The 24525-nt window shown below is 48.8% G+C and carries 24 protein-coding genes; 12 read left to right on the forward strand and 12 right to left on the reverse strand.

Annotated elements, in window-relative coordinates; genetic code table 11:
- Nucleotides 1-124 precede the first annotated feature (124 nt).
- The gene (locus ACQ4MZ_RS13150) at nucleotides 125-3025 is read left to right on the forward strand and encodes a TonB-dependent receptor domain-containing protein (protein WP_430845538.1); all 2901 of its coding nucleotides are present in this window, start codon (nucleotides 125-127) and stop codon (nucleotides 3023-3025) included.
- 80 nt (nucleotides 3026-3105) lie between these two features.
- On the opposite strand, the gene ACQ4MZ_RS13155 is transcribed toward ACQ4MZ_RS13150, so the two are convergent.
- The 6 genes from ACQ4MZ_RS13155 to ACQ4MZ_RS13180 form a co-directional block, all read right to left on the reverse strand.
- Nucleotides 3106-3735: a LysM peptidoglycan-binding domain-containing protein gene (locus ACQ4MZ_RS13155; RefSeq protein WP_430845539.1), complete on the reverse strand. Its 630-nt coding sequence runs from the start codon at nucleotides 3733-3735 to the stop codon at nucleotides 3106-3108.
- Nucleotides 3736-3795: 60 nt separating this feature from the next.
- Nucleotides 3796-4287: a 5-(carboxyamino)imidazole ribonucleotide mutase gene (gene purE, locus ACQ4MZ_RS13160; RefSeq protein ID WP_430845540.1), complete on the reverse strand. Its 492-nt coding sequence runs from the start codon at nucleotides 4285-4287 to the stop codon at nucleotides 3796-3798.
- Nucleotides 4288-4296: 9 nt separating this feature from the next.
- Nucleotides 4297-5436: a 5-(carboxyamino)imidazole ribonucleotide synthase gene (locus ACQ4MZ_RS13165; RefSeq protein WP_430845541.1), complete on the reverse strand. Its 1140-nt coding sequence runs from the start codon at nucleotides 5434-5436 to the stop codon at nucleotides 4297-4299.
- 117 nt (nucleotides 5437-5553) lie between these two features.
- Complete coding sequence (locus ACQ4MZ_RS13170) at nucleotides 5554-5934, reverse strand: type II toxin-antitoxin system VapC family toxin (RefSeq protein WP_430845542.1); 381 nt, start codon at nucleotides 5932-5934, stop codon at nucleotides 5554-5556.
- A 1-nt stretch (nucleotide 5935) separates the two neighbouring features.
- The gene (locus ACQ4MZ_RS13175) at nucleotides 5936-6208 is read right to left on the reverse strand and encodes a hypothetical protein (RefSeq protein WP_430845543.1); all 273 of its coding nucleotides are present in this window, start codon (nucleotides 6206-6208) and stop codon (nucleotides 5936-5938) included.
- 78 nt (nucleotides 6209-6286) lie between these two features.
- On the reverse strand, nucleotides 6287-8341 hold the full coding sequence (locus ACQ4MZ_RS13180; protein WP_430845544.1) for a BatA domain-containing protein: 2055 nt from the start codon (nucleotides 8339-8341) through the stop codon (nucleotides 6287-6289).
- Nucleotides 8342-8579: 238 nt separating this feature from the next.
- Between ACQ4MZ_RS13180 and ACQ4MZ_RS13185 the strand changes: the two genes are divergently transcribed.
- Complete coding sequence (locus ACQ4MZ_RS13185; RefSeq protein ID WP_430845545.1) at nucleotides 8580-9131, forward strand: YcxB family protein; 552 nt, start codon at nucleotides 8580-8582, stop codon at nucleotides 9129-9131.
- A 56-nt stretch (nucleotides 9132-9187) separates the two neighbouring features.
- Here ACQ4MZ_RS13185 and ACQ4MZ_RS13190 read toward each other — a convergent pair whose 3' ends face one another.
- Nucleotides 9188-9808 (reverse strand): DUF1684 domain-containing protein, encoded by a 621-nt coding sequence (locus tag ACQ4MZ_RS13190; protein WP_430845546.1) that lies wholly within the window; start codon nucleotides 9806-9808, stop codon nucleotides 9188-9190.
- 85 nt (nucleotides 9809-9893) lie between these two features.
- Nucleotides 9894-10439: a hypothetical protein gene (locus ACQ4MZ_RS13195; RefSeq protein WP_430845547.1), complete on the reverse strand. Its 546-nt coding sequence runs from the start codon at nucleotides 10437-10439 to the stop codon at nucleotides 9894-9896.
- 262 nt (nucleotides 10440-10701) lie between these two features.
- Between ACQ4MZ_RS13195 and ACQ4MZ_RS13200 the strand changes: the two genes are divergently transcribed.
- Nucleotides 10702-11121: an OsmC family protein gene (locus ACQ4MZ_RS13200; RefSeq protein WP_430845548.1), complete on the forward strand. Its 420-nt coding sequence runs from the start codon at nucleotides 10702-10704 to the stop codon at nucleotides 11119-11121.
- 60 nt (nucleotides 11122-11181) lie between these two features.
- Here the strand turns inward: ACQ4MZ_RS13200 and hemW are convergent, their stop codons facing one another.
- Both hemW and ACQ4MZ_RS13210 read right to left on the reverse strand, forming a co-directional pair.
- A complete protein-coding gene (hemW, locus tag ACQ4MZ_RS13205; RefSeq protein WP_430845549.1) occupies nucleotides 11182-12306 on the reverse strand; it encodes a radical SAM family heme chaperone HemW in 1125 nt (374 codons plus the stop codon).
- Nucleotides 12306-14378, reverse strand: a complete 2073-nt coding sequence (locus tag ACQ4MZ_RS13210) for a TonB-dependent receptor (RefSeq protein WP_430845550.1) — start codon at nucleotides 14376-14378, stop codon at nucleotides 12306-12308. The genes hemW and ACQ4MZ_RS13210 overlap by 1 nt, the downstream gene beginning before the upstream one ends.
- Before the next feature lie 233 nt (nucleotides 14379-14611).
- Between ACQ4MZ_RS13210 and ACQ4MZ_RS13215 the strand changes: the two genes are divergently transcribed.
- A complete protein-coding gene (locus tag ACQ4MZ_RS13215) occupies nucleotides 14612-15070 on the forward strand; it encodes a hypothetical protein (RefSeq protein ID WP_430845551.1) in 459 nt (152 codons plus the stop codon).
- Nucleotides 15071-15127: 57 nt separating this feature from the next.
- Here ACQ4MZ_RS13215 and ctlX read toward each other — a convergent pair whose 3' ends face one another.
- Both ctlX and ACQ4MZ_RS13225 read right to left on the reverse strand, forming a co-directional pair.
- On the reverse strand, nucleotides 15128-16084 hold the full coding sequence (ctlX, locus tag ACQ4MZ_RS13220) for a citrulline utilization hydrolase CtlX (protein WP_430845552.1): 957 nt from the start codon (nucleotides 16082-16084) through the stop codon (nucleotides 15128-15130).
- A gap of 121 nt (nucleotides 16085-16205) precedes the next feature.
- On the reverse strand, nucleotides 16206-17657 hold the full coding sequence (locus ACQ4MZ_RS13225; protein WP_430845553.1) for an arginine deiminase family protein: 1452 nt from the start codon (nucleotides 17655-17657) through the stop codon (nucleotides 16206-16208).
- Nucleotides 17658-17915: 258 nt separating this feature from the next.
- Between ACQ4MZ_RS13225 and sufC the strand changes: the two genes are divergently transcribed.
- From sufC to ACQ4MZ_RS13265, 8 genes are all read left to right on the forward strand, one after another.
- Entirely contained in the window at nucleotides 17916-18674 is a 759-nt protein-coding gene (gene sufC / locus ACQ4MZ_RS13230) for a Fe-S cluster assembly ATPase SufC (protein WP_223400430.1), read from the forward strand.
- A gap of 58 nt (nucleotides 18675-18732) precedes the next feature.
- The gene (gene sufD, locus ACQ4MZ_RS13235; RefSeq protein WP_430845554.1) at nucleotides 18733-20052 is read left to right on the forward strand and encodes a Fe-S cluster assembly protein SufD; all 1320 of its coding nucleotides are present in this window, start codon (nucleotides 18733-18735) and stop codon (nucleotides 20050-20052) included.
- A 93-nt stretch (nucleotides 20053-20145) separates the two neighbouring features.
- The gene (locus tag ACQ4MZ_RS13240) at nucleotides 20146-21372 is read left to right on the forward strand and encodes a SufS family cysteine desulfurase (RefSeq protein ID WP_430845555.1); all 1227 of its coding nucleotides are present in this window, start codon (nucleotides 20146-20148) and stop codon (nucleotides 21370-21372) included.
- A 46-nt stretch (nucleotides 21373-21418) separates the two neighbouring features.
- Nucleotides 21419-21796 carry a DUF5618 family protein gene (locus tag ACQ4MZ_RS13245; RefSeq protein WP_430845556.1) on the forward strand — a complete coding sequence of 126 codons (378 nt, stop codon included), beginning with the start codon at nucleotides 21419-21421 and terminating at the stop codon, nucleotides 21794-21796.
- Nucleotides 21797-21811: 15 nt separating this feature from the next.
- On the forward strand, nucleotides 21812-22240 hold the full coding sequence (locus ACQ4MZ_RS13250) for a SufE family protein (protein ID WP_430845557.1): 429 nt from the start codon (nucleotides 21812-21814) through the stop codon (nucleotides 22238-22240).
- A 20-nt stretch (nucleotides 22241-22260) separates the two neighbouring features.
- Nucleotides 22261-22572 carry an SUF system Fe-S cluster assembly protein gene (locus ACQ4MZ_RS13255; protein ID WP_430845558.1) on the forward strand — a complete coding sequence of 104 codons (312 nt, stop codon included), beginning with the start codon at nucleotides 22261-22263 and terminating at the stop codon, nucleotides 22570-22572.
- Between the two features lie 178 nt (nucleotides 22573-22750).
- Nucleotides 22751-23179: a BrxA/BrxB family bacilliredoxin gene (locus ACQ4MZ_RS13260; protein ID WP_430845559.1), complete on the forward strand. Its 429-nt coding sequence runs from the start codon at nucleotides 22751-22753 to the stop codon at nucleotides 23177-23179.
- Between the two features lie 78 nt (nucleotides 23180-23257).
- The gene (locus tag ACQ4MZ_RS13265; RefSeq protein WP_106598044.1) at nucleotides 23258-24367 is read left to right on the forward strand and encodes a vWA domain-containing protein; all 1110 of its coding nucleotides are present in this window, start codon (nucleotides 23258-23260) and stop codon (nucleotides 24365-24367) included.
- The last annotated feature ends 158 nt before the right edge of the window (nucleotides 24368-24525 follow it).

Below are 24525 nucleotides of genomic sequence, written 5' to 3' on the forward strand. Positions count from 1 at the left end.
CGGCGAAAAATACCCGTTGGTCTATTAAAATATCCAATACTGTCGATTGTAAAGGTTTATTGCCGGAATGCATTAAACTTTGGTAGCAAAGGGAGCTCTAACCAGCAATAAACCTTTACAAGTCATGAACAGATTTACATTCATCGTCCTTTTGCTCGCCGGTTTTGCCGCCCCGGCTTTCGCACAGAATGCACAGATTACCGGCAGCGTTGTCGATAGCGTGACGCGTGAAGCGGTGGTAGGCGCTTATGTGGCCGTGAGCCGCAACACCCCCGATGCCAAGCCGGAATATGTGACGACGGATGTAAACGGGAAATTCACTTTTACCGGACTTGCCAAACAAGTTTCTTATCTGGTGAAGGTTTCCTATTTAAGTTATAAAGATTTCTCCCGGACCATAACGGTTACCAAGGATGTTGAAAATCTGGGGATTATTACCCTTACCGAAGCGGTTGCAAACCTGAAAGAGGTGAAAGTGATAGGGCAGGTGACTGCCATGGAACAAAAAGGTGATACCACGCAATTCAATGCGGCTGCATTTAAAACCAACCCGGATGCTACGACCGAAGACCTTATCCAGAAAATGCCTGGTATTACCGTCACAAATGGAACTGTAACGGCTCATGGAGAGACGGTTAATAAAGTTTTGGTGGATGGAAAGCCGTTCTTCGGAGACGATGCCGCATTAACCCTGAAAAACCTTCCCGCAGAAGTTGTAGATAAAATCGAGGTATTCGATAAGCTCAGCGACCAGGCGCAATTTACCGGCTTCGACGATGGAAATGCGCAGAAAACGATCAATATCGTCACCAAGGCCGACAAACGGATGGGGCAGTTTGGCAAAGTTTTCGCCGGATACGGTCTCGACGACCGCTATCAGGCCGGCGGAAACGTAAGTTTTTTCAAGGGTAACCAGCGTATATCGGTCATCGGGCTGAGCAATAACATCAACAATCAGAATTTTTCCAGCCAGGATCTGCTGGGTGTGTCCGGCGGCGGAGGTGGAGGTAACCGTGGTGGTGGAGGCTCAGCCGGTAATTTCCTGGTGGGCAACCAGAGCGGTATCACCGGTACCAACTCGTTCGGTTTGAACTATTCCAATAAAATAGGCAAGAAACTCGACGTTAGCGGCAGCTATTTCTTTAACAGAACAAGTAATAGCAATGTGCAGGGCCTTTCGCAAGAGTATTTTCTGCAAGGGGGAGCCGGCAACCAGTTTTATAATGAAAACAGCCGGACCAATACTACCAATTCCAATCACCGGCTGAACTTCCGGATCGAGTACAATATCGATCCTAAAAATTCGCTTATTATCACGCCTCGACTAAGTTTCCAGGATAATCATTCCGGAAGTGTGAAGGCCGGGCTCACAACATTGGCTTCCGACGGCAGCAATGTCAACAGCTCCGACAACAGTCAGGGCAATGCCAACAAGGGTTACAACTTCTCGAACGACATTCTGTTCCGTCATGCATTTGAGAAAAAGGGCCGCACGGTTTCATTCAATTTCAATACACAAGTGAACGATAAGAACGGTCGTCGTGACCTGTATTCGAGAAATACCTATTTTGATAACCTGGCATTGGGGGACACCGTTATGCGGGGCGATACGATCGATCAGCGTAGTTTCACGCATTCGGATGGTATTACATTAGGCGGAAACCTGGTGTATACCGAGCCGATCAGCACCACGGGCCAGTTGCAGTTCAACTATGGACTCACAATACAGAATAGCAATTCGAATAAGGATACTTATAATATGAGCTATGACGATGGCACATATTCCGATCTGGATTCGCTTTTGACTAACAATTTTGATAACCGCTACATTACCAATCGCGCCGGCTTGGGATACCGTTACCGAAAAAACAGCTGGTCGGCCAATCTAGGGCTTGATTTTCAGAATACCGGCTTGTACAGCCAGCAACTGGCGCCGGTTAACAACAAAGTCGATCAGTCATTTACCAATATTCTCCCCAATTTTATGGTGAACTACCGTTCGAAAGAAGGCGCACAATTCCGGGCATTTTTCCGGAGCTCGACCAGTCAGCCGTCGATTTCACAGTTGCAGAATGTGGTCGATAACAGCAACCCGTTGTCGCTCACAGCCGGTAATCCCGACCTGAAACAGGAATACCGCAATATGATCAACGTTCGCTACTCGCTGGCAGGCGCGAAGAGACCTTACAGCCTTAATGCGATGATTTTCGTAACGCAGACCAACAATGCGATTGTTAATTCGACTTACATCGCGCAGAAACCTGAGACATTACCCAATGGCCTGTTCCTGGAAAGAGGCGCCAAATTTACCGCGCCGATCAACGTGGATGGGAGCTGGAACGCACGCTCGTTCTTCGCCTACGGAAAGCCGATCGCCCCATTGAAGCTGAATTTGAACGTGACGACAGGTTTCAACTATGTGCGGTCACCAGGTATGATCAACAATGTGCCTAACTATTCTAATACTTACGCGATTTCGCAAGGCCTGGTGGTGAGCAGCAATATCAGCGACAAGCTCGACTTTACAGTGTCCTATTCAGGTAATTATAATGTGGTGCGCAACAGTATCCAGCCTAATCTGAATAACAACTATTACACGCAGGGCATCACTGGCCGCGTCAACTGGATTTTTGGAAAAGGATTTGTCTTGCAAAGTGATATCAACAATCAGTCATACCGGGGGTTGGGTGCAGGCTATAATCAGAATTTTACGCTCTGGAACGCCAGCATCGGCAAGAAATTTCTTAAAAACAATGCAGGGGAGCTGAAACTGACGGTTTTCGATATTTTGAAACAGAACAACAGCATTACCCGTAATGTTACCGAGACTTACGTGCAGGACGTTACCAACCGCGTGCTCACACAATACGCTATGCTCACATTCACTTATACTTTGAGAAACTTCGGCAAGATGCCTTCTAACAACGACGGTAATTTCAGAAGACGTGATTTCGACGGAGGAATGGGCTACCCGGGTGGAGGTCGTGGTCCCGGCGGGGGTGGCGGTCGGGGCTTCAACAACTAGCATTAAACCCTTCAATTCAGTGCAAAGAAAATCCCGGGGCAGTCAGCTCCGGGATTCTTTGTTTTTGCAATATTGAAATCTTATTTTTTATCCGGGAAAGGGATGATCAGTTTTTCGCCTCTTTCGGAGAAGTCGCGGGTTTTACCATTGGCTTTCATCAGCGCTTCCTTGGTAATGCCATATTTGTTGGCCACCACGCGAAGTACATCGCCAGGACCGACGGTATGAACCGCTTTTACCTGTACTTTCAATTTGGTAACACCTGCTTTTACTTCAGAGACGGAAGAATTAAGGCCTTGTAAGGTTTCCGTTTTGAGGTTGTAGCGAGAGGCAATGCTCGAAAATGTTTCACCACTCTGAACGGTATGTGTGATTTGCTCTCCACCGATGGATGAAGCCGAAATGGAAGGTTTCTCTTCCTTTTTAGGTTCTTCGGTCTTTTCCTTAGCCGGTTCAGGCTTGGTGTTTTCAACAGACTCGTCGGCAGGTACCGGTTCGTCGCTTACCGGTTCGGTGGCACTTTCTTCGAGCGTCGAATCGACGACCACCGACGTAAGTTCTTCGGAGCTGGAAGAGCTGTCAGAAATATATTCGTAGCCAACGTAGAGCATCGCTAGTACCAGCAACACCAACACGAGCAATGTGACAATGGGCAGATTCGACTTTTCAGTGGGACGTATATTTCTTTTTTTCGGGAATTCGTCTTCCATAACCTGGCCGGATTCTATTTTTTAGTGGAGTTAATTTTCTACGAAAATAATAAAGACAACCTAGTTTCCAAGTTGATTTTTCAATTCCTCGTTCATCACCGCAACTTTCTCTTTCAGGCTCTCTTTGAATACATCAAGCCTTTTTGCGACCTCGGCATCGCTCGCTCCGATGATCTGCGCAGCGAGGATTCCGGCATTTCTCGCACCGTCCAGTGCTACTGTCGCAACCGGAACACCAGCTGGCATTTGCAGAATGGAAAGCACCGAATCCCAACCATCTATCGAGTTACTCGACAAGACCGGGACGCCGATAACCGGAAGGGATGTCAGGGAAGCTACCATCCCTGGCAAATGAGCGGCCCCGCCTGCGCCTGCGATGATCACCCGCAATCCCCGGCTACGCGCCGATGCTGCGTATTCGAGCATGCGCTCAGGCGTGCGGTGCGCCGATACGATTTCCATTTCAAATGAAATACCGAGTTCCGCCAATGCGTCTGCGGCAAGTTGCATTACCTTTCTATCCGAAAGGCTGCCCATGATAATCCCTACCATTGGTCTGTCTTACTTCGTTTTGTGACTGATTACTTTAATATTGTTTCTGACAAAATCCACTTTGGCTTTCAGCGAAGCGATATCCGTGTCCATAATCGTGATATGACCCATTTTGCGGAACGGCTTGGTGATCGCTTTCCAGTAAAGGAACGGAAACACCTGGGGCGTGGCCAGCAACTTCTCCATTCCTTCGTACACTGCCGGCCCTTCATAGCCATCCTCGCCCAGCAGGTTCACCATTGCCGACGGCCCGTAGGCATGCGTGCTGCCCAGCGGCAGGTTCAGGATCGCCCGCCAGTGTTGCTCATATTGCGAAGTCGCATTGGCGCGTATTGTGTGGTGACCACTGTTATGCGGCCGGGGCGCCACTTCGTTGATCAGTACTTCGCCGTCTGGCGTAAGAAACAGCTCTACTGCCAGCAATCCCACGATCTGGAACGCTTCGGCCGTTTTGCGGGCAATTTTCTGCGCTTTGGCATTTACTTCAGCGCTAATTTCTGCTGGTGCAAAAAGGTATTCTACCAGGTTATGCTCGGGATGGAATACCATTTCCACGGTCGGGAATGTTTCTACTTCCCCATTGGCATTACGCGCTACAATCACTGCCAGTTCTTTTTCAAACGGGACCGCTTTTTCCAACAACCCTGGCTTGTCGAATGCCTTGTCGAGGTCGCTGGCCGACGTCAGGCGCTGCACTCCGCGGCCATCGTAGCCGTCTTTCCCGAGTTTATGAAATGCAGGAAGAAATGAAATGTAGTTGGAAACATCGTCGCGGTTTTCTGTCAGTATAAATTCCGCGGTAGGAAGCAGTTTTTCTGCGTAAAACTGCTTTTGAATGCGTTTGTCTTGTATCTGGCGGATCACGGAAGGCTGCGGATAGACCTTTTTTCCTTCTTTTTCCAGCACCTCGAGCGCCTCCACATTTACCTTTTCTATTTCAATGGTAATGACGTCGAGGTTTTTGCCAAAGTTATATACCGTATCAAAGTCTTGTAGCGATCCCTGCGTGAAATGAGGCGCTATTTTCCGGCACGGTGCTTCAGCGTCCGGGTCGAGTACATGAATATCGAGGTTCCAGTCCACAGCGGCTTGGAGCAGCATAAGCCCCAGCTGCCCGCCACCAAGGATTCCTATTCGGGATGAAAGCATTTATGAAATGATATTTTCCCGCAAAATTGGTTTAAAAACCTGTGAGATGAAAGGGATGTTGTTAAATCTCTGTCAGCAATAGTCAGAAGGTCGGGTATCGACTTTTTAAAAGTGCCATTACCGTAACGCGTTCGACACTTTTAGGCCTGGAATCATTCTGAAATCTTTCAGGTTTGCCGTGCGCAGTTCGAGATTGTAAACGAGTGCCGTCGCCGCGATTAATGCATCCGAAGCAGTTACCGAGTGAGACAATGCAAAACTTTGACCGATGTACATAGCTGCCTGCGCAATGACTTCATTAATTTCAAGATGATTGAAGCCATTCAGCAGACGCTTGATTTTTGCAAGCTCCGCTTTGTTGAGACAGCCATTATAAAGTTCCAGCACGACAACCGTATTGGCGGCCAAGCGTGGCTTACCTGTACAATCAATGAATTCGATAGCGGGCTGCTTTCCCCTCAGATAATCAATGAGGATATTCGTATCCAGTAAAAGCATCCTAGCATCTGAAATCGCGGCGGATTCTTCTTACATATTCCGCGGAATCCGAAACGTATGAAAAAGGCTTTACGTTGGGATCATTGGCCATAGCCTCTTCTTCGGGCGTAAGATCCTCACAAATCACACGCCCATGTTTGGTGGGATCAAGGTGTGCATAGGCGAAAATGGGCTCGTTAAATTGGCGAACCGATGTTTCTTCAAGATCAGGATAAGAAGACTCAACGAAATTGCCGTGTTTTCTGACGGATTTGTTTTGAGAAGGTGTTTTCATAGTGGTGCGCTTTTGATTCCCCAAATTTACACATTGCCCCGCGGAGGTAAAAACCGCTAAATCGTCACACGATAATTACTATTTCATAAATCTGATCAACCCGATTTCCACAAGCAGAAAGAACAATGCAGCGTAAAGGAAGAACTTCCAAAGATTAGTCCCCATATTCTGCTGCTGGAACGCGGTGGAGAAGGCATCGTCGTCGATACGGTCGAAGACCTGGATGTTCTTTTTTCCGGAAAAGGCAGCCCGCAGCTCGTCGGGGGAGTAGTATTGCAGCTTGGATTCTGCATGGTTGTGGTTCAGGGCGATGATCTGTTCGATTTTGTTGTCGAGCACCAGTTCGAAGTAGCCAGCCGTGAGCCCGTCGGCCGCCTGGTCACCCTGGGGGATTTCGAGCAAAAGCTGGTTGCCGGCCACGCGCTGCACGGGGATAATCTCGGTTTTATTCCGTCTTAATTTATAAACAGAGTTGGGCTTTGGTTTATCGACTGTGAGACTGATCGGATTTTCATCAAAAGTAAAAGAGGTGCGCTGCTGCCTTACGCTCGAGGCGGCGATTTTGTACATCACCGGCACAAATATAGCATGCTGGGCCACATTCCCGTTTTCCTGGTTAAAAGGCGCCGCGAATAGGTAGGTTTTGCCGGAGCCCGTCAATACTTGGTTAAGATAAGTCTGTCCATTGCGCAGGGTAAGTAACTGTTGTCCCGCGCTCGCCCAGCTCCAAACAGGCAACGCATTGGGCAGGTTAAGGTTCATTTCCTGGCGCATCGATTCTTCGAAAACATCGCTGAAAAACGGGTTGTTGCGGTCGGGCAGGGCGAGTGTGAGCGGAGCCAGGGCTTTTTCCGAAGTAATTCCGTTAATGCCCAATGCACTTAGGAAACGTCCATAACTGTCCGCCGCCGGTGCAGCGGGAGGGATGATCGCAAGACTGCCGCCTTGCCGCACGAAATCCTGCAAATCCTGCGGCAGGGTACCCGAGAGCTGGGTTACTCCTTCCAGTACCACCAGATCCGAATTTTTGATCAGGCCCGGATCCACATTCTGCGCGCTGTAACTTTGGAGTGTAAAAAGGCTATCGTTCGCGTAAACGTTCTCGATGTAGTTCCCTTCCGGCTTTTGCCCGTACACATGCAGCACGCGAATCAGCGGTGAGGCGTTCAGGACAAAATAATAGTCGTTATCAAAAGTAACGGGGAAGTCGTCGAACGTGATCTGCCCTTTTTTGTAGCCCTTTCCTTTCAGATTGAAGTTGAACTTGGCCGTCGCGCTGCCGTTTGCCGGTACATTGACAGACGCCGTCGACGCCTGGGTATTATCCAGGCTCAGCCTGAGTACTACGTTCCGCGCCTCTCGGTTGCCGGAGTTACTTACTTTTACGAATAGTATATTGTTTTGAAGCTCGCGGATAAACGGTGTGTTCAGCCAGGCGGAGTCAACAAATACATTCTTTTCAGCTTCTGCCTGCACCGGCACAAGGAAGATCTGGTTAGTCGAATCGGTTTGAATTGCCGAAAGGTCCCCAGCGGTGCTTTTCTGAAAGTCCGAGAACCAGAAAAGCTGGTTTTTACCCGTTTGGGAATGGCGCGCCATAAGATTTTCCTGGCGCTTGTATACCTGTTCGAGCGTGCGCGGTGTGCCCGATAGCCCGATGGTTGTAAGGCGGTCGCGCAGCTTTTCGGCAGGGTACAGGCCCTGTTCCTGAGCCGAAAAATCGTTAGTTACCAGTTGCAGCGAGGTCGCGTTTTTGAAAAGCCCTAAAAGATCACCTAACCGGCCGGTGGCGATGTCCAGGTAGCGCTTGTTGTTCAGCTCGCTTTCCATGCTGAGCGAATTGTCCAGATACAAGCTGGTAATACCGCGCTTGTCGACCGCCACATCGCTTTCGGCGGGAATGAATGGCTGTGAGAAAGCGAACGCAAGGCAGGCAATGGCCAGTATCCGCGCGGCCATTACGAGCCAGTGTTTGATCTGGCGGATGGATTTCGTCTGCGTTTTAACCGCTTTCAGAAATGCGACATTGGTAAAGTACACCCTTTTTGTCCGCCTGAAATTGAAAATGTGTACGGCAATCGGAACCGATATCGCCAGCAAACCCCACAGGAAGGACGGAAAAAGGAAACTCATGTAGCTTAGGATAGTCTTTTATCAATGATCAGTTGCCGAATATGGCTTCAAAACGGCAGTTTTCAAATGTTCAACGCAGTTAGTAAAGACAAATTACACCAAATTTTCATAACAGTTTTTTATTTGAAGACCTTTCTCATATCTCGGGAGCTTTTTTCTAACTTTGCACTTCATTTTGCCCGGACCACGTTTTTGAGCGGCCGTCGCAAAGAAGAAGATCGTTAATTTAAACAGAGTTATGGCCAAAGTTTCGGTAAACAAACACCAGCCCGTCTATCAAATGCCTACGAACCCGGCTGCGGTTCGTACCAAGAAGTACGCCTTACCTACCCAAAAATACATTTCCCTGGCCATGCGTTATTTTTTCAAGACGCAGCTTAAATGGGTACTCGTACCTGTGGCCCTGATCCTGATCAATGCGGTGATCAGCCTCACAGGCATTTATCCTAATTTGTGGATTTATATCACCGTTGTGGTTGCTTCTATCCTTTATGTGCTGTTCTGGCTGATCCAGTTCACCGGCATCACCCAGCTCGCACAGTATAAGCCGATGTTCGAGAAGTTTTCTTATGAGATCGACAACCGCCAGATTCTCATGAAACTTAACCAGAAAGAGGGAAGTGTAATGAAATGGGAGCAGATCCTGGATGGTTACAAGGACAAGGATGCCTATGTACTGGTTATCTCAAAAGGACAATTCCTGCATTTGCCGTTTAATATTTTCACTTCCGAGCACGATATCAAGGTTTTCGAGCGGATTTTGAAGCAAAAGGAAATATTGAAAGCCTGATCGAAGGCATTCACAAAAAAGGCCCGGCTGAAAAGTCGGGCCTTTTTTGTGAGCGGCTATTTAATGCTCGCCTCCTGGTGATGCTTGGTGAAATTCTTTTCCCCGGCTGTGACCGCGATGGCCAGGTGATTGTTCAGCGGTGGGATCGGGCAGTTGTAGCCGGTACTGTATGCACAATAAGGGTTGTATGCTTTGTTGAAGTCGAGCACACAGGTTCCGTCTTTCAGATCAGTTGTTTTCAGGTCGAGGTAGCGGCCGCCGCCGTAAGTTTCAGAGCCGTTGGTTTTGTCTTTGAAAGGGACAAAAAGATAATCCTTGTATTTGGCAAGTTGTTGCAGGCTGAGGCTGCGGTACACTGTCAGTTTTTGTCTGCGGCCATTTACCTTGAATTTCAGTACCCCATACTTAACGTAGGTCTTGTTCATTCCGCTGTAAGTCGGCATTTCGAAGGATTTGCCTTTTGCTTTTTCAAAATGGGCCACCACGCGGTAGGTGGAATCGGGCTCATAGAACTGCAAATACGATAAATCCGCTGCTTTGAGCGGTGAGTTTTCCGAGTGCAGGAACTCCTCCTTGTAATGATTTCTGTACTGATTAGTCTCTTCGGTAAAAGTTTGTGCTTGTGATCCAAACGCCGCGACCAGAACTGTAAACAGTGTGCTAAAAACAACTTTCATACGGTAGGGAAAAAAGAAATCCGGTAATTTTTACCGGATTTTATAAAAATTATTCCAGAAACCCAAAAATGCGGGAACTTTTTCCTTATTGGGCTGAAATTTTCTTCACTTTCGATTCGTCGATGTTGAATGCCTTTACGACCTCTTCGTAGTTGTTCAGATCCACGTCAGCATTGGCACGTTTGAGCGGGTCGGAAGGGATGACTATTACACGGAACTCGAAATTGCGGGTCCAGTCGGTTGCCAAACTCCCCAAGTTTACATTGCCGTCCATGAAGATCATCATATCCTCGTCAGTTCTATCGAAACTATAAGTAATGATGCCATTCGGATTAGTAAGATAGGCTGTCTGCGGGAGCGGGCGATAAGCTTTCAAGCCACCTGCATCGTTCCAATACACATATACAAGCACGGCATCCGTTGGCACTACTTTAATATTCTGCTGCTTAAAATTCAAAGTATAGGAATATTTGTTGGCAGAGGTAAAGTCAACTTTAACAATATCGAAAGTTTGTCCCACGTAAGAATCCCCTGGAACACCTTGGGGCCCTGGATCTCCTTTCGGACCAGTACAACTTTGGAATAATGCAAGGACAGCGAGCAGTAGCAGGGGCAAGAGTTTTCTGTTCATGACTTGTGAGTTGAGAAAATGGAAAATCTGTTAAAAATTTGTGATTAGATGATGATGCAATTATAAAGTTTAAATCCCGGACGGGCATTAACCTTTATTAACTAAAAAACGCCGTACCATGCACCACAGGGAGGCACATACTGGAACAGAGGACGGTAAGTAATTATTGTGTTTTTAATGCAGGGATTGTTTGCGTAGATATCGTTTGCGTGCTACTTTTCCCGGAAACAACGATTTAGGATCAACATTAAAAGGAACAACGATGATTAACCGTAAAGCAACAGCCATTTGGAAAGGTACCGGCAAAGAAGGTACAGGTACGATCAGCACGCAGAGCACAGTTCTGGAAAACACCCAGTACTCTTTCAATACCCGCTTCGCGGATGGTAAGGGCACAAACCCCGAAGAGCTGATTGCCGCCGCACACGCCGGATGTTTTGCCATGAAGCTGAGCTTCGAACTGAATGCTGCCGGTTTCACTGCCGACGAGCTGAATGCTACCGCTACCGTTTCGCTGGACCCCGCGAAAGGTCAGGTTGTCAAAAGCGCAATTGACCTGAAAGCACAGGTTCCGGGTATCAGCGCGGAGCAGTTCGCACAGGTTGCCGACAAAGCGAAAAAGGAATGCCCTATTTCCCAATTGCTCAATGCGGAAATCACATTGAATGCAGAGTTGGTATAAGCTGTTATTGTTCGACAATCGGTCGGAAGTCGCCATGCTGCTTGCAGCGTGGCGATTTTTTTAGTCAATAAACAGATCGCTTGCAATGCGGTCGGCGAAGAGCTTGCCGGCCTGGGTAAGTACCAATATCCCCGAATCCTCCCTGATCCAGCCTTTGCGGGTCATTCGTTCTAACGCATCTTTGGCTTGTACTCCGAATCCTCCCGCCGAAAGCGTTTCCAGTTTTTGTAGTTCAACACCCCATTTGGTACGCAGGCCCGTTAGTAGGTATTCATTGGTCTGGTCGGCAGCAGAAAGTGTTTCAATAGTCGTGGGAATGATGTCTTTTTGAAGCGCTTCCAGATATTTGGCATTGTTGGAAACATTGTACTCGCGGCTTGCGCCATTGTAGGAGTGCGCGCTCGGACCTACGCCCAGGTAGGGATGCTGTTTCCAGTAAGAGCTGTTATGGTTGCTGTAAAGGCCGTTTCGGGCAAAATTGGAGATTTCGTACTGCTCGTAACCATTTTCACGCAGGGAACTGACGAGTATTTCAAATTGCTGCGCCGCATATTCTTCCTCGATCGGTTTGATCTTTTTCTTTTTTAGCCAGCTGCCAAATGCTGTTTGTGGTTCGATGGTGAGGCAGTAAGCTGAAATATGCGGGACATTCAGTGTAAATGCTTTGGATAAATCACTCAGCAATATATCGTGACGCTCGGCGGGGATCGCGTAAATGAGGTCGATGGAGATATTGTCGATACCAGCCTGCTGCGCCAGTCCTACGCATTGCTCGGCTTCCATCGCGGAATGCGCACGGTTCATAAAACGTAAATGCGGCTCATGAAATGATTGAATGCCGATACTGAGGCGGTTAATACCCGCCTTGGCAAACATTTGCAAGCTGGACGCATTCAGGTCATCCGGGTTGGCTTCCAGGGTGATCTCAGCATGGGGCGCCACCCGAAATTGCCGGTGAATGGTTTCAAGCAGAAAATTCAGCTCCGCTTCACTGAGCATCGACGGCGTGCCTCCGCCAAAGTAAATGGTCTCCATATCCCCGTCAGGCAAATACGACCGCCTCAAAACAATTTCCCGTGCAATGGCCTCCACTACGGCACGTTTGTGGGTGGTGTTGGTACTGAAATGGAAGTCGCAATAGTGGCAAGCCTGTTTGCAAAAGGGGATATGGATGTATAAATGCATTATTTTGAGTTTTTCTGCCACTCCCAGCCGATCTTCACACCGGCCCAGAGGTTATTTTTCGGCGCGCCGTTGTAATAACGGTTTCCGAATGCATTCAGGTCGTAACCAAGGCTGTAAATGCCGGCATTGACCTTTTCTGCGGATGCCGATAGTTCGCTGTAAAAATGCTGTCCCCAGCTTTTCTTCCAGGTCACGCGCGCCATCCATTGGTTGTAGGCGGTGTTTTTGACCGTGTTCGCATCATTCAGATAAAACGAATCACCATGCTGGTAGGTCAGGAATGCCGAAATGCCGTATTTGAGCAGCACGTCCAGGCCCGTCGACTGCGAGAAACGCGGAATACCAGGGATGAGTTTCCCGCTCAGATCTGTGTCGGCCTGCCGGAATTCTTCATAGGTATATTTGGTGTAAGTGCCCGTATTCCAGAGTTTCAGCATAACCGGCAGTTTTGGATCGGAAAGGACGTCCCAATTGACGCTCCATTCCACGCCATTCTGTTTGGTTTTTCCTGCATTAACAAAATATTCGGCCCCCGCTTCGTCAAGCCGGCGCACGATCGCACTGCGCAGGCCGAAATGGTACAGACTGATTTCTCCTGAAATGACTTTTCCGACTTTGCGGATGCCTATTTCGGTGTTACTGCCTTTTTCAGCTTCCAGGTCCTTGCGGAAACCACCTGCCGACGGACGTACTTCCTGCAAAGTAGGAGGCGAGAACCCGCCGCTGTATGACGCGGTAACCGACCAGTTGCCGGCAATGACCTTGTTAGCCGCAAAGCGCGGAATGAATATGCCGTCGAAAGTCTTTTGATCTTTGCCGAATGGGAGCGGAAAATAGCGTTCGTATTTGTATTTCGAAGTATTGTAGCTTAAACCTGCGCTCAGGGTCAGGTCGGTGAGCAAAGTTGCTTCCAGCTGGCTGAACACCGAAAGGTTGGCAGTACGAATATCCTCTACGGTTTGCTGTTTGTCGGCAACGCCGCCTTTGTTATCGTAGTTCCGCTGCGCTGATTTGCCATACTGCCATTCGAAACCGCTGGTCCAGTTAGTCTTCACATTGCCCCATTCCGACTTGTGTTGCCAGATATTCCGCCCTCCAATCCCGTTTTCATCCCTTTTCTCAAAGTTGGAAATGAACGGATTGGCAAAATCGGTGAAGGTCAGGTACAATGCGGTCGACTGCGTCCATTTGTCCGACAGCGGCAATACATAATTGCCGCCCAGCAATGCGAGTCTGGTATAAATAGCCGCTTTTTGGACCTCGCTGCCGGGCACTGTTGCCGTCGACTGGCGGGCGAGTTTGGGGTCTGTCTGATATTGGGCAAGGTTAATGCCTCCGGGAGTCTGGTAATACAGATCTGAATACATTCCCAGCAATGAAAGGGTACCCTTTTCACCAATGCTCGAACTGGATGTAAACCGGATCGCGTCACGTGCCATGCCGCTGTGGTTGCGGTAGCCGTCCTGCTCGCTATGGCCATATTGAACGGAAATATCACCGATCTGCAAGGTTGAATTGCGGCTTTGGAAGCCATATTTCCCAAAGCTCATACTCTGCTCCACACGGTTCTGGAATTCGTTGTCGGGGCGGCTTTGCATCAGTACCACGCCTCCGGTACCCGCGCCATAAATGCTGCTACCCGGCCCTTTGATCACCTCCATACTTTGAATAGCGCCATAATCGATCGAGTTCAAGGGCGTATTGCCACTCGCATCGGTGAACGGGATGCCATTCCAGTAAAACTTTACATTGCGTACACCAAACGGGGAGCGTATCAGACTTCCGCGTACCGAAAACCGGTAGCTGCCTGGTGAACGTTCTTCCATGCGCACACCCGGGATCGTGTTGACAGCATTGGCCCAGGTATAATTTGAAAACCGGCCCAGCGAGCGCGGTGTAAGCATTCCTACGGTTGCAGTAGTGGTGAGCGGATCTTTTTCGGATTCAAATGCGTGCACAGTTACCTCACGAAGATCCCGCGCTTGCAGTGAATCCCTCTGGGCCAATGCCTGCCCGGAATCGTGAAAAATGAGGAAAGCAGCAAGAGCGCCGGTAATAGAGATTTTGAGCATATAGGTTTAGGAGTATATTAATAAAAATGCAAAGCTGATCATAAATGCCAATAGTTTCAATACTTCTCCTTTCGCTTAACCGCGCAGTCTGGTGCGAAGTTCAACGACTTCCGGCCGTCTGAGAAGAATTTTCTACAAAAATTGCGTGACTATACGCCTTGCGGGCTGGTAAGATTTTTGCTCACACAATAGCATTTGCACAGTAACTGAAATCAACTTTAATACCCAAAAACATGAAAAAGATCACCTGGATTGTCGCTTCTCTGCTGCTCGCTGGTTCACTTTCATTGACGAGCTGTTCAGACAAAACAAAGGACTCCGCCAAAGAGACGGTGGAGGAAGCTAAAAACGATATGGACGAAAACGTGGCCGAAGCCAAAGCCGATATCAAGGAAGCAGGGGATGATTTTGAGGCCAAAGTGAAGCAGGATAAAGACGATTTGAAGAAAGAGATCGACGATGCCATTGGCAAGCTCGACCGTAAAATAGAAGAAGCCGACGCCAAAATCGACAAGGCGGCAGACAAGGAAAAAGCCAAATGGCAGGAACGCAAAAAGGAACTGAATGCTGAAAAAGAGGAGTTGCAGGCTTCCTGGAAACGCGCTCAGAATGAGACCGCCGACAAGTGGGACGAGTTCAAGGCCAATACCAAAGAAAAAATTGATAAGGTAAAGGCCGATTTGAAGGACTAATAAATTGATGAGGATTATAGAATAACAAAAATGCTCCGCAGAACCGGAGCATTTTTGTTATTTGACCGGCAAATGAATTTCTGTCATCATACATCGGGCCGAGCCGCCTCCGTTCCCCTCAATCACCGAAAGGTCGGTGTGCAGCAGCAGCGCGTAGTCGTCAAGCCGGTCCCTTTGCCGGGGGGTAAGCGAATCGTAGGCTTGGGTCGACATGACCAGGAATTTGTCGCCTTTCCCGTTCCGCACCATCAGCATATTGCCGGCGAAATGCCGCATTTGTTCCAGGGATATCTCGATCACCTCCTTGTGGGTTTCTTCCAGTACGGACCTGACCATCAACCGCTCATCGGGATCTTTGATCGCTTCCAGGCACACTACCGCGAAAATATCGCCGATGCACATGAGTACGTTGGTGTGGTAAATGGGTTTGTCGTGCTCGTCGGATGCCGAGAATGTGATGATTTCATAACCCAAAGCGTCCGCGAATGCGTCGAGCACTTCCTTGTGCGTACGCGGGGACAGGCAGGCATAGGCGATTTTGTAGCGGCGGTCGAACACCATGCTGCCAGTACCTTCCAGAAATTTGCCTTCTGCTTCGAAATGGGTTAGGTCAATCACTTCTTCAACCTTGAAATCATTTGCAAGCGATTCGATAATGTCCCGGCGGCGTTCCCGGCGGCGGTTCTCGGCCATCATCGGGTAGAGTACCACTTTGCCGCTCTGGTGAAAGGAGACCCAGTTGTTGGAGAACACGGCGTCGGGGCGGTCTACCTCGTCGGTATCATCAAAAATATGCAGTTCCAGGCCAGCCTTTTGAAGCTGGTCGATCATCAGGTCGAATTCTTCGCGGGCCACCTGCTGGGCTGTGCCTTTGGTCTGCTGCGCGAACGACTCCTGCTGAAACTCGTTGCTTCCGGCGGTTTCCTCATTGAAACCGAACCGCACGGGCCTGATCATCATGATCCGGCAGGTAGATTGCGGCTGGATTTGAGCGGATGAAGTGATGACGCGCATAGGAGTATAGGGTGGTTATTGGAAATGTAATTCGTAACAAAATGTCATGTATTGTCAGGTATTGTCCTTAATGCAATTTACGATTCTGGCGGCTCGATTACAAGTCTAAAATTCAGTGGGACTAGCCACGTAACAGCGGCATGCTCATGCAATGTGAGCCGCCGCGCGCGCGGGAGAGTTCGGCCGAAGGCAGCGTGATGAATGTGTCGGTTAAATCTTCCGGTACCAGCTCGTTGTGTTCAAATTTTTCGAGCAGTCTTTTGGCGGTTATCACCTTGAAACCTTCTTTCTTGAATGCCTCCAGGGTCTTGTCGTTGCGGTCGTAGCCGATCACCACGCCGTCGCGTAATGCGAGCAAATTGCAGGAGTCGGTCCATTGCTCGCGCTCGCCATACGGAAATTCATTTCCGCCCGAGTAAATAAAACGTACTTTTCCACTGACGCCCAGGTCGTCGCGGCTGATTTCGGCCAGCAGATCTTCCAGGTTTTCGATCTCACGCGGCTGCTGCTCATTGCCCTTCACAAATTGTAGTATCCTGAACTCCTTATTCACATCCACCGGCGCGAAAAAATGCAGCACATCCTTCTTTCGCGCCTCGTCGCCTACGCGTGCGAGCGAGCTCAACAGCACCCATGTATCTTTTTTGACCTGCGTAAAAATGGTGTCGATATGCATGTAATCCCGCTTCTTGGGGATTTTAATAATGGTAATTTTCTCAACCACATTTTTGTCGAACAATATCTTCATCACCTGCTGCGCGGCGTAAATGGACGTCCGCTCGCTGCAACCGATCAGTAAATGCCCCGGCGCGACCATCATCACATCGCCGCCTTCGAGCGTGCAGCGGTGGTAGTCGCTCGCCTTTTCATCGTCAGGCAGCAGGAAATGCCGCTCGTTTTCAGGTATTTCAAGGATGTTTTGTTTTAAATGGGCAAACATCGGATGGTAGAAGAATACGAACTGCGCCAGTATCGATTCTCTCGTGCGGGCCGCTTTGGCCGGTTTGTTGAGCAGGATGTGGTCGTTGATTACAATGCCGATGTCCCGCGTGAAAATCAGGTTCGGCAGCGGCGCGAAAAGCATTCTTTTATCCGAACAATACCCTGAGATAAAAATACGCGCCAGCTCGTGCGCATCGAAGCGGTGCAGCTCTTCCTGGGTCTGGTAGGAGCAGCGCTCGATCCCGCAAATGGCGGCGGTGAGTTTAATGCGGATACTGGGATCTTCCAAAATGTCCCCGAGCAGCCGCTGAATGTCCACCACGTGGTCGGAAGCGAAATATTTCTCAGTTCCCGGAATGAAGAACGAGCGGGTAGGGTCGTCGTTGATTTCGGCAAGCTTGCCTTTAATCTTTTCGGGGTCCAGAAAGTACAGAAGCAGCTTTACATAATAATCATACTCCTTCTTGCGCATGGTATCCAGATGCACGATGTCCTCGAAAAGCCAGTCCTGCGCCTTGCTGGGTACTACTTTGCCCAGGCCACGGTCGGGACTGTGGATCAGGAGCCTTTTGAGAGTGCCGGTTTCGGAGGATACACCGACGGGAAACCCGGATATCGGATTAATAGCCATAAATGAAGTGTTTGGAACGCTGGGGGCGCAAAGTAAATGTTTCTTCGGGAATTAAAAACCGGCCTTTCTTCAACCCGTTTATTCTCTGACCGTTTAAGGTATAAATATCTGCTCTGCGGGAACATCCTGCTCCTTAAAAAGGTTGTACAAAATGAGTGTCCCGCAGTTTAAGACATTGACGCTCATTTTCATTTACGGCTAATGCGTATTACTTTTGCGGGAAATTACCACGAACTATCTTTTAAGTATAAATCAGTTATGCTCTCTATTAATGACTTGCGTGCCTCCATTGAAGGTAAGGAAATATTAAAAGGCATCAATCTGGAAGTCAAGCCGGGTGAAGTGCATGCGATTATGGGGCCCAATGGTTCCGGTAAGAGTACTTTGGCTTCGGTGTTGGCAGGAAGGGAAGAGTACGAGGTTACTGGCGGAAATGTAGTTTTTGATGGAAAAGATATCCTTGAAATGGCCCCTGAGGAAAGAGCCGCCGAAGGTATTTTCCTCGCATTCCAATATCCGGTGGAAATTCCGGGCGTTACGACCATCAACTTTCTGAAAACGGCTGTTAACGAAATCCGTAAATATAAAGGCGAAAGCCCGCTGGACGCTGCCCAGTTTCTGAAAATGGTGCGTGAAAAGGCGAAGCTGGTGAGTATGAACGACTCCCTGTTGAAACGCGCATTGAATGAAGGTTTCTCTGGCGGTGAGAAAAAACGTAATGAGGTGTTCCAGATGGCGGTGCTTGAACCGAAACTGGCGATTCTGGATGAAACAGATTCGGGCCTGGATATCGACGCACTTCGTATCGTGGCCGAGGGCGTGAACTCGCTTCGCTCTCCTGAACGCTCGACGATCGTCGTGACGCACTACCAGCGTCTGTTGGATTACATCGTGCCTGATTATGTACACGTATTGTACAAAGGCCGCATCGTGAAATCCGGACCGAAGGAGCTCGCCCTTGAACTGGAAGAAAAAGGTTACGATTGGATCAAAGCGGAAGTTGAAGCGGTTGGTTAAGTAAAAGGCGCATTGTCTGACAAAACTTAACCCCATACAGCACCATACCCCATTATCGATGAGTAACGAGACCATAGATTTAAAAACCAGACTGATCACTGATTTCCATGCCCGTGAGGCGGTGATGAATGGTGAGGCGTCTTCTGAATTTCACCAGAAAAAGCGCGCAGGACTGGCCCTTTTTGAGCAATTAGGCTTCCCGACGATCAAGCACGAGGAGTGGAAATATAGTAATGTAAGAGACCTGATCAGCGTTTCTTACGATTTCAATGCAGAAAGCTCCATCGGCCTTGCCGAGTTGGAAGATCTCAAAGTTCCCAAGCAGGAGGCTAATATCCTGTACTTTGTGAATGGCCGCTACAATGCGGAACTATCGGCAATCATTTCACCAGTTGGCCAGATCACGATCAGTTCCTTGGCAGATGCCTACAAAAACGATCCCGCGAAAGTGGCGTCGTACTTCAACGAGCTTACCAAAGAAGCCAGCGATGCATTTACGGCATTGAATACCGCATTTGCGCAGGACGGCGTGTTTATCCATATTCCGGATAACCAGTCGGTGGAGCACCCGATTATTCTGCGCTTCGTGAGCGATGCGCGCGAGAAGAATGTGGGCAGCCAGCCGCGCAATATCATTTCGGTAGGTAAAAACGCGCATGTCAAGCTGGCTGAGGCGTTCCGTACATTGGGCGACCAGCGCTCGTTCACCAATTCGGTGACTGAAATTCATGTGGCAGAAGAGGCTAACGTACAATATTATAAAGTACAGAACGAGAGCGAGAATGCCTATCACATCGGTACCACGCAAGTGCGCATGCTCGACCGCTCGCATTTTTATGCAGGTACTGTAACGCTGAACGGCAAATTCACACGCAATAACCTGAACATCGTTCTGGACGGCGAGCATTGCGATGCGCATATGTACGGTTTGTACTTCCCGGATGGCACCCAGCACGTGGATAACCACACTGTTGCCGACCACCAGAAGCCAAATTCGGAAAGCAACGAGCTATATAAAGGTATTTTGCGCGATAAATCGAAAGGTGTTTTTAATGGAAAGATCTTCGTTCGCCCGGATGCACAGAAAACCAATGCATTCCAGTCTTGTAAGAACATTGTATTGTCGCCCGACGCGACGATGAACACCAAGCCGCAGCTGGAAATCTTTGCCGACGATGTGAAATGCTCGCACGGTACGACTACCGGGCAAATAGACGAGGAGGCATTGTTCTACATGCGTTCGCGCGGAATTTCGCAATCGGAAGCGATGTCGCTTTTGATGTTCGCATTCTGTGCCGACGTGGTTCAGCAGATCAAGATCGACTCGGTTCGCGAATACCTCGAAAACGTGATCACGCAGAAGCTGGCTTCGAAATAGCTTTTACGGGCCTTATGGCCCCCGATTAATACACTTCCTGGTACCCAACCGCCATTTTTGGGGTTGGGTATTTTTCTTAAATGACGAATCACAATGAGCCACAATCTCAATATCGCATCCATCCGCAACGACTTCCCGATCCTGAACGAAGTCGTCAATGGCAAACAACTCGTCTATTTCGATAACGCTGCAACGACCCAGAAGCCTAGGTTGGTGTTGGACGCGCTGTCGGGTTACTATGAGCATTACAATGCCAATATACACCGCGGGATTCACCATCTGGCCGAAAAAGCGACATCGGCATTCGAGCAGTCGCGGAAGCGTTTGCAGGCGTTTTTGAACGCAGCATATCCGGAGGAAATCATTTTTACCTATGGGACAACAGACGGTATCAACCTGGTGGCATCGTCCTACGGCCGGAAATTTCTGAAAGAAGGCGACGAAATCATCATTTCAACCATGGAGCACCATTCCAACATCGTGCCCTGGCAAATGCTCTGCGAAGAGAAAGGCTGCATTCTGAAAGTGATTCCGATCAACGATCAGGGCGAGCTTTTGATGGACGAATATGAGAAGCTGCTCACGGAAAGAACCAAATTCGTTTCGGTCGTCCATGTCTCCAATGCATTGGGTACCATCAACCCGATCAAGGAAATTATCGCCAAAGCCCACGCGGTAGGCGCGAAAGTGCTTATCGACGGCGCGCAGGCGAGCTCACATATTGAAATTGACGTGCAGGACCTGGATTGCGACTTCTATTCGCTTTCCCTGCATAAAATATACGGGCCAACCGGCATGGGTATCCTTTACGGCAAGCGCGATTTGCTGAATGCGATGCCTCCGTACCGCGGGGGCGGGGAGATGATCAAAGAAGTGACTTTCGCCAAAACGACCTATAATGAGCTGCCTTACAAGTTCGAAGCCGGTACTCCTAACATCGCAGATGTGGTGGCTGCTAAGTTTGCATTGGACTATGTAGATACTTTGGGTAAGCCGAATATTGCAGCTTACGAGAACGAATTGTTAGCCTATGCCACCGAAGCAGTGAAAGAGATCGAAGGATTGCGCATTATTGGCCAGGCGAAGGACAAAGTAAGCGTGTTATCGTTTGTCATCGACGGCATTCACCACCAGGATATCGGCGTCTTGCTTGATCAGCAGGGCATCGCCGTTCGCACGGGTCACCACTGCACCCAGCCATTGATGAACCGCTTCGGCATTACCGGAACCTCACGTGCGTCGTTTGCTGTTTATAACACGACCGAGGAAATTGATAAGCTCATTCAGGGGCTGCATAAGGTGAAGCGGATGTTGGGATAATTTTTTAAATTACTGGCATTAATCCCTTTAAGACTATGTACACATTATGGAAGATAATTTGCAGGAAGCCAGAAGATACCTTGATAATGCAAAAGAATTACTCAGGGATAAGGCTAAGAAGGAGGGGAAATATTACCAGGATAAGAAGTATGTTAAGCTGGCTGGACATGCGGCATATTCCGGTGTCCTGATCGCATTAGATGTTCTTATCGGAGGAAAGAAGGGAAGGAAGAGTGCCGAATGGTATCAGGAGAATCTTCGTAAAATAGATCGAAAGGCCCTGGATGCATTTAATAGCATCTATAACATTCTGCACCTGTCGATGGCCTACGATGGTGAACGAAATGTAGTTGTCTCAAAAGAAGGATTGGAGGAAGCCGAAGAACTCATCAACTGGGTTGAAACCCGCACGGCAGCGGCTTAAAAAAAGAATTACACAATGACCATAAACGAAATACAGGACGAACTAATTTCGGATTTTGAATTGTTTGATGACTGGGAGAGTAAATACGAGTTCATTATCGATCTCGGAAAGCAGTTCCCGCCGTTGGAAGAGCAGTACAAAACCGAGGATAATATTATCAAAGGATGTCAGTCGCGGGTGTGGCTGAATGCTTACATGGATGGCGATCTTTTGAAATTTGAGGCGGATAGCGACGCAATTATCGTGCGCGGGCTGGTAAGCATGCTGGTGAAGGTGCTTTCGGGACACACTCCCGAGGAGATCGCCAAAGCCGATGTGTATTTTATGGAAAAAGTCGGTTTGCATCAGCATTTGGCACAAACCCGGTCCAACGGACTGGCGGCAATGCTCAAACAAATGAAAGCGTACGGCTTTGCTTTCCAAGCCAAATCAGTGAATGCATAACATTTAATATAGACCTTGCGATGTCAGAGGCAGATTTGAAAGAAGAAGTGATCCGCGCCATTAAAACGGTTTACGACCCGGAAATCCCGGTCGACGTTTATGAGCTGGGATTGATATATGATCTGAAAGTGTTTCCGATCAATAATGTATTTGTGTCGATGACGCTGACGTCGCCTTCCTGCCCTTCGGCAGGAACGCTTCCCGGGGAAGTGGAGCAGAAGATCCGCGAAGTGGAAGGCGTGAACGATGTGAGCGTGGAGCTGACCTTCGATCCGCCGTATTCGACCGAAATGATGTCAGAAGAGGCGAAACTTGAACTGGGGTTTATGTAAGACCTCGGCGGTCGGCTATCGGCCGTCGGCTCTTTTATGATAAACTTCGGTTATCAATATTTTAGAGCTGATAGCTGACTACCGAAAGCCGACAGCCGATGTAACACCAAAAGCCGACGGCCGATTGCCGAAAGCCGAAGTACAAAACAGTAACAACAACTTTTAAACATTAATATATATGTATCCACCACAATTAGTGGCTCCGATGAAAGCCGAACTGGTAAATGTCGGTTTTCAGGATCTGACAACCGCTGAGGAAGTCGATAACTTCATGCAAAATACCAAAGGAACTGCTTTGGTAGTGATCAATTCGGTATGTGGCTGTGCGGCAGGTGCTGCACGTCCGGGTGTACGGGCAGCGCTGGCCAGCAGTGACGTGAAGCCTGATCACCTGGCAACGGTATTTGCAGGAGCTGACCTGGAAGCTACCGCTAAAATGCGTGAGTACACTTTGCCTTATCCGCCGTCTTCGCCGGCCGTAGCGCTGTTTAAAGACGGTGAGCTGATCCACTTCGTAGAGCGTCATCACATCGAAGGTCGTTCGGCTCAGATGATCGCTGAACACCTGAAAATGGCGTTCGAAGAATTCTGCACAGAAGAGGCATAGTTCGAAATTTGTTTAATGACTTGACGGCTACTTTCGATTACATTTGAAAGTAGCCGTCTGTTTTCAATACCTGTTGATATGCGAGGACATCGTTTCACGAAATACATTCCGCCCGAGCAAGGGCCCAACAGCAAGTTTGATCAGTTGTTTGATATATTTCAACAGCTGCTGCTGATGACTTCGGGCGACGTTTCCGAGGCCATGTCGTGGTTAAGCCAGCTCGATCGCCAGTATAACCTCACCAACGATTCGTACGGCATCGGCGACTTTTTCGAAGACCTTAAAAAGAAAGGCTATGTGACCGAAGAAAAGCAGGAAGGCGAGGGTAGGCTTATTATGACGCCGAAAGCCGAGAAGAGCATTCGCAAGAGCGCACTGGACGAGATTTTTGGTAAACTGAAAAGGTCTAAATCCGGCGGTAACCACCATACGCCTCACCTGGGCGCGGGGGATGAGCTCACCAGCGATATCCGCGATTTCCAGTTCGGCGATACGCTCGACCAGATTTCGATGACCGAATCCATCAAGAATGCGCAGGTCAACCACGGGATCGGTGATTTTATGCTGATGGAAAACGATTTGGAAGTAGTGGAGCGCGAGCAGAAAACTACTACTGCCACAGTGGTCATGATCGATATCAGCCATTCGATGATCCTTTATGGCGAGGACCGTATTACCCCTGCCAAAAAGGTGGCATTGGCATTGGCAGAGCTGATCCGGACCAAATATCCCAAGGACTCGCTCGATATTATCGTTTTTGGAAATGATGCCTGGCAAATCCAGCTCAAAGATTTGCCGTACCTGGAAGTAGGACCTTATCACACCAATACGGTAGCCGGTTTGGAGCTGGCCATGGACATTCTACGCCGCAAAAAGACGCGCAACAAGCAGATATTCATGATCACCGACGGTAAGCCGACGTGCCTGAAAGAAGGTATCCGCTACTATAAAAACAGCTTTGGCCTCGACCGCAAGATTATCAATAAAACGCTCACATTAGCCGCGCAATGTCGCCGGCTCGACATTCCTGTAACGACATTTATGATCGCGACCGACCCCTACCTGAAACAATTCGTGCAGAATTTCACCCAGGTCAATAACGGCCGGGCCTATTACAGCAATTTGCAGGGGCTAGGTGGCTTTGTACTGGAAGATTTCCAGCGGAACAGACGAAAGAATGTCAAGTAACTGACGGGGTTGAAATTGTCATGTGTAGTCATTTATTGTCATGTGTAGTCAGATGTGGTCAAGTGTGGTCAGGTGTAGCCAAGTATTGTCAGGTGTAGGCATTTGAGAAATACTCTTTCTCACAATCCCTGACAATTTCTTGACAATACCTGACTACA

It is taken from the genome of Dyadobacter sp. BHUBP1, assembly GCF_050587785.1.
GTDB lineage: Bacteria > Bacteroidota > Bacteroidia > Cytophagales > Spirosomataceae > Dyadobacter.

What these genes read in the sequence shown, in the direction of transcription:
- ACQ4MZ_RS13150 (WP_430845538.1), top strand. Translation starts at nt 125, where the DNA reads ATGAACAGATTTACATTCATCGTCCTTTTGCTCGCCGGTTTTGCCGCC.
- ACQ4MZ_RS13155 (WP_430845539.1), bottom strand. Translation starts at nt 3,735, where the DNA reads ATGGAAGACGAATTCCCGAAAAAAAGAAATATACGTCCCACTGAAAAG.
- purE (WP_430845540.1), bottom strand. Translation starts at nt 4,287, where the DNA reads ATGGTAGGGATTATCATGGGCAGCCTTTCGGATAGAAAGGTAATGCAA.
- ACQ4MZ_RS13165 (WP_430845541.1), bottom strand. Translation starts at nt 5,436, where the DNA reads ATGCTTTCATCCCGAATAGGAATCCTTGGTGGCGGGCAGCTGGGGCTT.
- ACQ4MZ_RS13170 (WP_430845542.1), bottom strand. Translation starts at nt 5,934, where the DNA reads ATGCTTTTACTGGATACGAATATCCTCATTGATTATCTGAGGGGAAAG.
- ACQ4MZ_RS13175 (WP_430845543.1), bottom strand. Translation starts at nt 6,208, where the DNA reads ATGAAAACACCTTCTCAAAACAAATCCGTCAGAAAACACGGCAATTTC.
- ACQ4MZ_RS13180 (WP_430845544.1), bottom strand. Translation starts at nt 8,341, where the DNA reads ATGAGTTTCCTTTTTCCGTCCTTCCTGTGGGGTTTGCTGGCGATATCG.
- ACQ4MZ_RS13185 (WP_430845545.1), top strand. Translation starts at nt 8,580, where the DNA reads ATGGCCAAAGTTTCGGTAAACAAACACCAGCCCGTCTATCAAATGCCT.
- ACQ4MZ_RS13190 (WP_430845546.1), bottom strand. Translation starts at nt 9,808, where the DNA reads ATGAAAGTTGTTTTTAGCACACTGTTTACAGTTCTGGTCGCGGCGTTT.
- ACQ4MZ_RS13195 (WP_430845547.1), bottom strand. Translation starts at nt 10,439, where the DNA reads ATGAACAGAAAACTCTTGCCCCTGCTACTGCTCGCTGTCCTTGCATTA.
- ACQ4MZ_RS13200 (WP_430845548.1), top strand. Translation starts at nt 10,702, where the DNA reads ATGATTAACCGTAAAGCAACAGCCATTTGGAAAGGTACCGGCAAAGAA.
- hemW (WP_430845549.1), bottom strand. Translation starts at nt 12,306, where the DNA reads ATGCATTTATACATCCATATCCCCTTTTGCAAACAGGCTTGCCACTAT.
- ACQ4MZ_RS13210 (WP_430845550.1), bottom strand. Translation starts at nt 14,378, where the DNA reads ATGCTCAAAATCTCTATTACCGGCGCTCTTGCTGCTTTCCTCATTTTT.
- ACQ4MZ_RS13215 (WP_430845551.1), top strand. Translation starts at nt 14,612, where the DNA reads ATGAAAAAGATCACCTGGATTGTCGCTTCTCTGCTGCTCGCTGGTTCA.
- ctlX (WP_430845552.1), bottom strand. Translation starts at nt 16,084, where the DNA reads ATGCGCGTCATCACTTCATCCGCTCAAATCCAGCCGCAATCTACCTGC.
- ACQ4MZ_RS13225 (WP_430845553.1), bottom strand. Translation starts at nt 17,657, where the DNA reads ATGGCTATTAATCCGATATCCGGGTTTCCCGTCGGTGTATCCTCCGAA.
- sufC (WP_223400430.1), top strand. Translation starts at nt 17,916, where the DNA reads ATGCTCTCTATTAATGACTTGCGTGCCTCCATTGAAGGTAAGGAAATA.
- sufD (WP_430845554.1), top strand. Translation starts at nt 18,733, where the DNA reads ATGAGTAACGAGACCATAGATTTAAAAACCAGACTGATCACTGATTTC.
- ACQ4MZ_RS13240 (WP_430845555.1), top strand. Translation starts at nt 20,146, where the DNA reads ATGAGCCACAATCTCAATATCGCATCCATCCGCAACGACTTCCCGATC.
- ACQ4MZ_RS13245 (WP_430845556.1), top strand. Translation starts at nt 21,419, where the DNA reads ATGGAAGATAATTTGCAGGAAGCCAGAAGATACCTTGATAATGCAAAA.
- ACQ4MZ_RS13250 (WP_430845557.1), top strand. Translation starts at nt 21,812, where the DNA reads ATGACCATAAACGAAATACAGGACGAACTAATTTCGGATTTTGAATTG.
- ACQ4MZ_RS13255 (WP_430845558.1), top strand. Translation starts at nt 22,261, where the DNA reads ATGTCAGAGGCAGATTTGAAAGAAGAAGTGATCCGCGCCATTAAAACG.
- ACQ4MZ_RS13260 (WP_430845559.1), top strand. Translation starts at nt 22,751, where the DNA reads ATGTATCCACCACAATTAGTGGCTCCGATGAAAGCCGAACTGGTAAAT.
- ACQ4MZ_RS13265 (WP_106598044.1), top strand. Translation starts at nt 23,258, where the DNA reads ATGCGAGGACATCGTTTCACGAAATACATTCCGCCCGAGCAAGGGCCC.